This window comes from Chloroflexota bacterium, assembly GCA_013152435.1.
Classification (GTDB): domain Bacteria; phylum Chloroflexota; class Anaerolineae; order DUEN01; family DUEN01; genus DUEN01.
Window position 1 is genome coordinate 46,808 of record JAADGJ010000018.1, and the last position, 9,308, is coordinate 56,115.

At 66.7% G+C, this 9,308-nt stretch carries 9 protein-coding genes; all 9 read left to right on the plus strand.

Going from position 1 to position 9,308, the window contains the following annotated elements:
* Positions 1–48 precede the first annotated feature (48 nt).
* Positions 49–696: a cobalamin-binding protein gene (locus GXP39_02640; protein ID NOZ26934.1), complete on the plus strand. Its 648-nt coding sequence runs from the start codon at positions 49–51 to the stop codon at positions 694–696.
* Complete coding sequence (galK, locus tag GXP39_02645; protein ID NOZ26935.1) at positions 689–2,074, plus strand: galactokinase; 1,386 nt, start codon at positions 689–691, stop codon at positions 2,072–2,074. Before GXP39_02640 ends, galK begins: the two co-directional genes overlap by 8 nt.
* Entirely contained in the window at positions 2,068–3,138 is a 1,071-nt protein-coding gene (locus GXP39_02650) for a Gfo/Idh/MocA family oxidoreductase (protein NOZ26936.1), read from the plus strand. Before galK ends, GXP39_02650 begins: the two co-directional genes overlap by 7 nt.
* A 9-nt stretch (positions 3,139–3,147) precedes the next feature.
* The gene (locus tag GXP39_02655; protein ID NOZ26937.1) at positions 3,148–3,939 is read left to right on the plus strand and encodes an SDR family oxidoreductase; all 792 of its coding nucleotides are present in this window, start codon (positions 3,148–3,150) and stop codon (positions 3,937–3,939) included.
* 54 nt (positions 3,940–3,993) lie between these two features.
* Positions 3,994–4,866 carry a sugar phosphate isomerase/epimerase gene (locus tag GXP39_02660; GenBank protein ID NOZ26938.1) on the plus strand — a complete coding sequence of 291 codons (873 nt, stop codon included), beginning with the start codon at positions 3,994–3,996 and terminating at the stop codon, positions 4,864–4,866.
* Positions 4,867–4,936: 70 nt separating this feature from the next.
* A complete protein-coding gene (locus tag GXP39_02665; protein NOZ26939.1) occupies positions 4,937–5,776 on the plus strand; it encodes a sugar phosphate isomerase/epimerase in 840 nt (279 codons plus the stop codon).
* A 10-nt stretch (positions 5,777–5,786) separates the two neighbouring features.
* Positions 5,787–6,467 carry a D-arabino 3-hexulose 6-phosphate aldehyde lyase gene (locus GXP39_02670; GenBank protein ID NOZ26940.1) on the plus strand — a complete coding sequence of 227 codons (681 nt, stop codon included), beginning with the start codon at positions 5,787–5,789 and terminating at the stop codon, positions 6,465–6,467.
* 18 nt (positions 6,468–6,485) lie between these two features.
* A complete protein-coding gene (locus GXP39_02675) occupies positions 6,486–7,520 on the plus strand; it encodes an alcohol dehydrogenase catalytic domain-containing protein (protein NOZ26941.1) in 1,035 nt (344 codons plus the stop codon).
* A gap of 100 nt (positions 7,521–7,620) precedes the next feature.
* On the plus strand, positions 7,621–8,925 hold the full coding sequence (locus GXP39_02680) for a DUF2088 domain-containing protein (GenBank protein NOZ26942.1): 1,305 nt from the start codon (positions 7,621–7,623) through the stop codon (positions 8,923–8,925).
* The last annotated feature ends 383 nt before the right edge of the window (positions 8,926–9,308 follow it).

Below are 9,308 nucleotides of genomic sequence, written 5' to 3' on the forward strand. Positions count from 1 at the left end.
CCCGCACTACACCGTCATATCCTGAAACCCACAGGAGGAGGTTCTCTCATGTTCGATTTGACTCCACTCACCGAGGCCGTGATCACGGGCAATGCTCCCCAGGCGAAGGAGCTGACCCAGAAAGCCCTGGACGCCGGCGTGACCCCGGGCACCATCCTGCAGGAAGGGCTGATCCCGGGCATGGCCGAGGTAGGGCGTCGCTTTGAGGCCCGTGAGTTCTACGTGCCGGAGCTGCTGATCGCCGCCCGCGCCATGCACGCCGCGCTGGACATCCTGCGCCCGCTACTGGCGGAAAGCGAAGAGGTCGAGCCGCTGGGCAAAGTCGTCATCGGCACGGTGCGCGGCGACCTGCACGACATCGGCAAGAATCTGGTCACCATGATGCTGGAGGGCTCCGGCTTCGAGGTCCAGGACCTGGGCATCGACGTGGCACCCGAGAAGTTCGTGGACGCCATCAAGGAGGGCGAGTACGACATCCTGGCGATGTCGGCCCTTCTGACCACCACCATGCCCAGCATGAAGGCCACCATCGACGCGCTGACCGAGGCGGGATTGCGGGACAAGGTGAAGGTCATGATCGGTGGCGCGCCGATCACCCAGGAGTACGCGGACCAGATCGGCGCCGACGGATACGGAGAGGACGCCAATCAGGCCGTCCGAGTGGCCAAGCAATTACTGGGATTGCCGAGTGACTGAGCGTATGCACAGCATGGGTTCTCAATGGGCGGCGCGGCTGGCGGAGGTGTACGGGGAAGAGGCCGTAGAAACACAGCAGGCCCGCTATCAGGAGGCCCTTGCCGCCTTCCGCACCGCCTATGGACCCGGCCCGGTAGCCATCTGCCGCTGCCCAGGCCGGGTCAACTTAATCGGTGAACACACGGACTATAACTACGGGTTCTGCCTACCGGCTCCCCTGGACCGGGATCTCCTGCTGCTGGTGCGCCCCCGCCAGGATGCCGTCGTATCCCTGGCCAACATCGAGGCGGACCTCTTCCCCCCTCGACGGTTCACGCTCAGCGCGGATATCCCCTCCGGCCCGCCGGGGGATTGGGGCAACTACTCGCGCGGCGCGGGCCAGAAGCTATGGCAGGTCTTCGGGCCGCTGCGCGGCTTCGACGGCCTGGTCGTGAGCCGGCCGCCCCACGGCGTGCCGCGCGGCGCCGGCGTCAGCTCCTCGACCGCGCTCACCGTGGCCTCGGCCATCGCGCTCGTCCACGTCAACTCGCTGGAAGTGCCCACCGATCGCCTCGCCCAGCTCTGCAGCGAGGCGGAGTGGTACGTGGGCACCCGGGGCGGCATCCTCGACCAGTTCGCCACCATGTTGGGACGCCGAGGCCACGCGCTGTTCCTGGACTGCCTGCCGCGCACGGCGGAGGACGGCACCCGATACTACCACACCGAGCTGGTTCCTCTGCTGGACGGGTACACGCTCGTGCTGGCGGATAGCCGGGCCCGTCACACGCACACGACCGGCGGATACAACGTGCGCGTGGCCGAATGCCGCCTGGGAGCCGCCTGCCTGGCCCGCCATTATCCCAACGTCCGAACGCTGCGCGACGTCCAATCGGAGCCATGGGAGGCGCTGGCCCCCCACCTGCCTGAGGAGGCCACGATCGATGAGCTGGCTGCCACGGGGATCGACGTGGACGCCTGGCTGGGAGATCTCCAGGTGCCTCGGGACACGCGGCTGAAGCTGAGGGCGCGATGCCGCCATGTACACAGCGAGAACCGCCGCGTGTTGGACAGCATAGCGGCCTGGAGGCGGGGGGATGCCATCGCAGTGGGACGGTTGCTCAACGAGGCTCACGAGAGCCTCCGAGACGACTACGAGGTCAGCTGCCCCGAGATCGAGACCCTGCGCGGCCTGATCCTGACGGTGGACGGGGTGCTGGGAGCCCGCATGGTGGGCGGAGGTTGGGGCGGCTGCGTCGTGGCCCTGGTCCAGGCCGGTCACGAAAGCGGATTCTTCTCTCAGGTCGCGCCCGCCTATGAGGAGGCCACCGGCCATCCGCCGGACCTCTTCGTCTGCCAGACCTCAGAGGGCGCGGGTGTGGTGATGGAAACGGAATGCTGAGGAGCGAGTGTATGACAGGGGAGATCGGCATCGCTTTGATCGGGGCGGGGAACATCGGCAAGATTCAGGCCCGTGCCATCGCGGACATACCGGAGGCCCGCCTGCGCGTGGTGTGCACTACCCGGCCGGAGACGGCGCGAGCGCTGGCCCAGGAGTACGGAGCGGATTGGACAACAGACCTGGAAGCGGCCGTGACCCGGGACGACGTCCAGCTCGTATCCGTATGCACCCCCAGCGGGCGGCACCTGGAGCCCGCCGTGGCGGCCGCCCAGGCCGGCAAGCATGTTCTGGTGGAGAAGCCCCTGGAGATCACGTTGGCCCGCGTCGATCAGATCATCCGGGCCTGCCGGGAGGCTGGCGTCCTGCTGGGCTGCATCTTCCAGAGCCGCTACAAGGAAGGCGTCCGCTATGCCCGAGAGGCGCTCCAGGCGGGACGCCTGGGCCGCCTCACCCTGGCCGATGCCTATGTCAAGTGGCACCGGCCGGCCTCCTACTACCTGCAGGGTGGCTGGCGCGGCACCTGGGCCCTGGACGGTGGCGGCGCTCTCATGAATCAGTCCATCCACACCGTGGATCTGCTGCAGTATCTGGTCGGCCCTGTGGCCCGGGTCTACGCCCGCACGGGCACGCTGGTGCATAACATCGAGACGGAGGACACAGCCGTGGCCGTCCTCTCCTATGCCAGCGGCGCCATGGGCGTCATCGAGGGGACGACCACCGCCTATCCCGGCACGCCCGCGCGCGTGGAACTCCACGGCGACAAGGGAACCATTGTGCTGACGGAGGGCCAGGTTACCTGCTGGGACCTGGCCGACGCTACCGAGGAGGAGAAGGCGAAGGTCATGGGCGTCGCGGTGGGGGGCACGGGCGCGGCCGATCCCACCGCCATCGGCCACGAGGGCCATCGACGTCAGATTGCCGACATGGTGGAGGCCATCCAGACCGGTCGGCCCCCGCTCATCGACGGGGCCGAGGGGCGCAAGGCCGTGGAGATCATCCGGGCGATCTATCGGTCCTCCCAGGCGGACGCCCCGGTGGATCTGCCGCTGGTCGAGGACGCATAAGAGGCGGCCATGGATCTGGGTCTACAGGGAAAGACGGCTCTCGTCGCGGCCGCCAGCCAGGGGATGGGACGGGCGGTGGCCCTGGGACTGGCGAGGGAGGGCGCCCGGGTGGCCATCTGCGCCCGAGGCCGGGAGGCGTTAGAGGCGACGGCCGAGGACATTCGACGGGAGACCGGGGCCGAGGTGTTCGCCCAGGTGGCCGACGTCAGCCGGGCCGACGACATCGCACGGCTGGTGCACGCGGCACGGGACCGCTTCGGCGCTGTCGACATCCTGGTGTGCAACGCGGGCGGCCCACCCCCGGGCGACTTCCTGGATTTCGATGACGAGGCCTGGCGGGCCGCCTTCGAACTGAATCTGGAGAGCGCCATACGCCTGTGTCGGGCCGTGATCCCGGATATGAAGGTCCGAGGATGGGGACGCATCATCACCATCACCTCCATGTCGGTCAAGCAGCCCATCCCGGGCCTGATCCTCTCCAACGTCATGCGCGCCGGGGTGAACGGCCTGACCAAGACGCTGGCCGATGAGCTGGCACCCTACGGGATCACCGTGAACAACGTGCTGCCGGGCATGATCCTGACGCAGCGCATCACCTCCCTGGCGGAACGCCGGGCGGCAGCGGAGGGCATCCCTGTGGAGGATGCCCTGGAACGCATGGCCCAGGAGATCCCCATGAAGCGCATCGGGACCCCCGAGGAATTCGCCAATGTGGTGGTGTTCCTGGCGTCGGAGCGAGCCAGTTACGTAACCGGGACGGCCATCCAGGTGGATGGCGGGCGTATCCGCTCCGCCTGGTAGGAAGTGCACGCCGTAGACCGGGACACAACTTTTGAGGTCGTAGGAGCATGAGCCATGTGGAAGCTCGCCATTATTAACGATGAACTCACGCACGATTTCAACAAGGCGCTGGATTGGATTCAGGAGCAGGGCCTGCGCTGGGTGGAACTGCGCTCCATCAACCGCCGCAACATCGTGGACCTGACGGACGATGAGATGCGAGCGGTGAAGCAAGACCTGGACGCTCGCGGCCTGAAGACCATCTGCATCGCCTCGCCCTACCTGAAATGCTCGCTATACGCTCGCCCGCCGGCCCAGCGCGGGGATACGTTCTTCAGCCAGGCCGACGATTACGAAGGGCATCGCCAGGTCCTGCGCCGTGCGATCGCCGCGGCCCACATCTTCGGCACGGACCTGATCCGGGTCTTCAGCTTCTGGAAGGAGCCGGAGCAGACCCCAGAGATGTGGGATCTCGTCGTCGAGCGGCTGAAGGAGTCGGCCGAGATCGCCGCCCAGGAGGGGGTCACGCTGGCGCTGGAGACGGAGCACGCGGTGAACACGGCCACGGGCAAGCAGGTGCGGGAGGTGATCGACCGGGTGGGCTCCCCCGCGCTGCGCGCCATCTGGGATCCCGGAAACGTGGTCTGGGCCGGGGAGGACGCCATCGCCGATTACCCCAACCTGCGCGGCCAGATCGTGCACGTCCATCTGAAGGACACCCTCCTCACGCCAGAAGGCTACACCAAGGCCGCCATCCTGGGCGATGGCAGGGTCGGATATCCCAAGCCGCTGGAGCTGCTCAAGGCCGACGGCTGGGAGGGAGGGCTCTCGCTGGAGCCGCACATGGGCACCATCTACCCGGAGGAGGAGCAATGGGCCGAGGGGTGCCGCCAGTGCCTGGTGAATCTGCGCGGCTGGCTGGATGAGCTGGGGGTGGAGTACGAGTAAAGCATAAAACGTAATAGAACGTAATAGAGCAAAGCGTGAAACGTAAAGAGCAGACGGGGAAGGTGAGAGCATGCGATTCAGCGCGGTGCCCATGATCTTCTTCAAGCCCATGGTTCTGGACCGCACCATGACGCTGGAGGCGTGGTTCCCCATCGCGGCCTCGCTGGGCCTGGACGGCACGGAGATCCACGACCGGTCGCTGGCGTCGTTCGATCCGGAGTACCTCGACCACATCGGCCAGGAGCTATCCGACCACGGCCTGGTGGTCTCGCAACTGGTCGGGGCGTCCGACTTCACCCATCCGGACCCCAACGTGCGGGAGCGGGAGATCGCCATCACCAAGCGGAACATCGACGCAGCAGCCCAGCTGGGGGCCACGTGCGTCCGCGTGACCGCGGGGCAGGCTCATCCCGGCGTCTCCCGAGAACAGGGCATCGCCTGGGCGGTGGCGGGCCTGCGAGAGGCCGTGGAATACGCGGAGTCTCGGGGCGTCTGGGCCGCCTACGAGGATCATTACAAGGACTACTTCTGGGAGCGCCCCGACTTTTCCCAACGGGGCGAGATCTTCCTGGAGATCCTCGATCGCCTGCGGGACACCCCGCTCAAGGTCAACTTCGACTTCGGGAACCCGGTGATGATCGGGGAGGATCCGCTGGCCCTGCTGCGCGAGGTGGTCGACCGGGTCGTGCACGTCCACTGCAGCGACCGACATCAAGGCGAGTATCCCCACCAGATCGCCGGCGAAGGATCAGTGGACTTCCCGGCCGGCTTCCGCATCCTGCATGACGCGGGATATGACGGCTGGCTATCCAGCGAGTACAACGGCACCCAGGGGCTCGAAGGGCTGAAGCGATCGCTGGAGTACCTGCGCAGCACCTGGGCCGAGGTGGCCACGAGCTCCTCCACATAGGGGGTATCCCATGCAACCCATCGTTCAGGTCTCCCTGGATGTGACGTCCATCGAGGAGGCCCTACATCTGGCCGAGATCGCGGTGCGCGCCGGGGTGGACTGGCTGGAGGCGGGCACGCCGCTGATCCTGGCCGAGGGCCTCCACGCCGTGCGGGCGCTCAAGCAGCGCTTCCCGGACAAGCCCCTGGTGGCCGATCTGAAGACCATGGACGGCGGCTACCTGGAGGCGGAGATGATGGCCAAGGCCGGCGCCGATATGGTCGTGGTGATGGGCGTGGCCACGCCGGCCACCGTGCGCGCCGTCGTGCGCGCCGCGCGGGATTACGGCATCCGGGTCATGGGCGACATCATGGGCGCGCCGGACAAGGTCGCCTGCGCCCGTTTCCTGGAATCACAGGGGGTGGATTACATCATCGTCCACACCGGCTACGACGAACGACATGAGGATCCCTCCCTCTCGCCGCTGGATGATCTGCCGGCGATCGTGGAGGCGGTGAACATCCCCGTGCAGGCAGTGGGCGGCCTCACCCTGGACCAGATCGTGCAACTGCCGAAGATGGGCGCGCCCCTGGTGGTCGTCGGGGCACCCCTGGCCATCGCCGATGAGGCCTTCCGGGCGGCGGACGAGGACGCGGCCCTGGAAGCCGTGCTGAGAGACGTGGTGCGCAAGGTGCGCGCCGCCGCCCAGTAGCCTCCTCAGGAGAATCCCATGCAAGCGCTCGTCAACTACAGCGACCGTCCTGGCAGCGTGGAGCTGCGCGAGGTGCCTGAGCCAAAGCCCGGGCGAGGGCAGGTGCTCATCCGCGTGCGAGCCGTCGGGGTGTGCGGCAGCGATCTTCACCAGTGGCATGGCCCCGTGAGCTGGCAGGTGAACTATCCCGTGATCCTGGGCCACGAGTTCGCCGGGACCATCGCGGCGGTGGGGGAGGACGTACACGATTGGCAGGTGGGCGACCGGGTGGCCTGTGAGACCGCCGCCGAGATCTGCGGCAAGTGCATCTACTGCCACACCGGGCAGTACAATGTGTGCCCCGAGCGCAAGGGGTTCGGCTATGGGGTGGACGGCGCCATGGCCACCTACGTCGTCGCCCGGCAGGAGCTGTTACATCGCATCCCCGACGGCGTCTCATTCGAGGAGGCCGCTCTGACCGAGCCCGCCTCGGTGGCCTTCAACGCCATCGTGGAGAAATCGCGTCCCCGTCCCGGCGACCTGGTGGTGATCCTGGGGCCGGGCCCCATCGGGCTCATGGCCCTGCAGGTGATCCGGCTGTTCAGCCCGGCGCACGTCCTGATGGTCGGCCTGGCCAGGGACGAGGCGCGATTGGCCCTGGCCGAGAAGCTGGGCGCCGATCAGATCATCGTGGCCGACCGCGAGGATCCGGTGCCCGCGGTGCGCAGCCTGGGCGACGGCCTGGGGGCGGACCTGGTGATCGACGCCGTGGGCGTTCGCGAGACGCTGAGGCAAAGCCTGGAGATGGTGCGTCCCAACGGACAGATCACGAAGATCGGCTGGGGACGGGAGCCGGTGAATTTCAGCCTGGATCCGTTGATCGCCAAGGCGGCCACATTGCAGGGCACCTTCAGCCACACCTGGCCCACGTGGGAGCGGGTGTTGGGGCTGATGGCGCACGGTCAGATTGATGCTCGCTCGATCAGCGAAACCTTCCCCCTGGCCGACTGGCACGCCGCCTTCCAGCGCATGGACAGCCTGGCCATCGCGAAGGCGGTGTTGATTCCGGGATAAACCCTACGCAATACGCAACACGCAATACGTAACACGTAGCATGTCAACCTGTTCCGTATTCCGTATTGCGTGATGATGTAATGGTCCAAGGAGTTTACCCATGCCTTTCGATCCCGTCCTCCGCGAGAGATTCGATCATATCCCCCTTCCGGTGATGTACCCAGCGCGAGTGCAATTCCCGGCACCCAGAGTGCAAGACCTGGAGGGAGCGGTTCGCGAGGCGCTGCGGACCGGAGGCATCCTGGATCGAGTGCAGCCTGGCATGCGAGTGGCCATCGGAGCCGGCAGCCGGGGAGTAGCCCGACTTCCAGAGATCGTCCGCGCCGTGGTGGAGGCCGTGCGAGCCGCCGGCGCGGAGCCGTTTGTTATCCCGGCCATGGGCAGCCACGGCGGCGCCACGGCCGAGGGACAACGGGAGGTGCTCGCCAGCCTGGGCGTGACCGAGGCGACCGTTCAGGCGCCCATCGTGTCCAGCATGGAGGTCGTGGAGCTGGGACGGCTCTCCGATGATGTGCCGGTGTGCATGGATCGCAACGCATACGAGGCCGATGGCACCATCTTGATCAACCGCATCAAGCCACACACCGACTTCCGTGGCCCCATCGAGAGCGGGCTGGCCAAGATGTGCGTCATCGGATTGGGCAAGCGACGCACCGCCGAGGCGATCCACGCGTACGGTCCCAACGGCCTGCGCGATCTGATCCCGCGGGCCGCGCCCATCGTCGTGGAACGCGGCCGCGTCCTCGGCGGCATCGCCACCGTCGAGAACGCCTACCATGATGTGGCCGACGTCGTAGGCGTCCCGCCCGACGAGATCGGTGGATCGATCGAGCAGGCACTCCTGATGCGAGCCTGGGAGCTGATGCCCTCTCTGCCATTCGATCACCTGGATGTGCTCGTGATCGACGAGATGGGGAAGGACATCAGCGGGACGGGTATGGATACCAACATCATCGGCCGGATGTTGCTGCCGGGCGTGCCCGAGCCCGACCGCCCGCAGGTCAACGTCATCACCCTGCTGGGGCTCACCGAGGCGACGCACGGGAACGCGGTGGGTTACGGCCTGGCCGACGTGATCACCGAGCGATGCCTGAACCAGATCGACTGGGAGATCACGCGCGTGAACGCGCTGACGGCGGGCATCCTGAGCGCGTGGCGCGGCAAGCTCCCCTGGGTCGCCCAGGACGATGCCGCGGCTATCCGGCTGGCGCTTCGGTTCTGCGGCCGCCCGGATCCCGAAAACGCCCAGATGATGCGCATCCGGAACACGTTAGCCCTCGATTATGTCTGGATCTCCGAGGCGTTGGTGGAGGCGGCCCGGGAGATGGACAACGTGACCGTGGAGGAAGCGCCGGCGAAGTGGGCCTTCGACGCGACAGGGCGCCTGCAGCCGTTGGCCCCGTGATAGTGCCGTTGCTTCTGCTGTGGGGAGGCCTGGAGGGGCGAAGCCCCTCCGGAAAAAGCGAGGTTTCCGTGGAGGGAAGGCCCCCTCCACCCCCCTCCTTGTGGAGCTGGTAGCTAAGGGAGACCCGCAGACACCTTGCCGGTAAATTTTCAAACACGCTCTCAGACCTCCCCAGGGGGCGGGTCGATGGCGGCCGTAGCGTTCTTTTCCATACCCCGCGTTTCCACGTGACGCGATCCCGTTGACAGCCCGACGGAAGAAAGCCTATAATGGGATCACGAACACTCGATGTGCCGATGACGATGGGGAGACGGCCTCTGCATGAGAAGCGAGCGCTGAGTTGAAAGCGGCGGTGAAGGGAATTATCTTCGATTTCAAGCGGT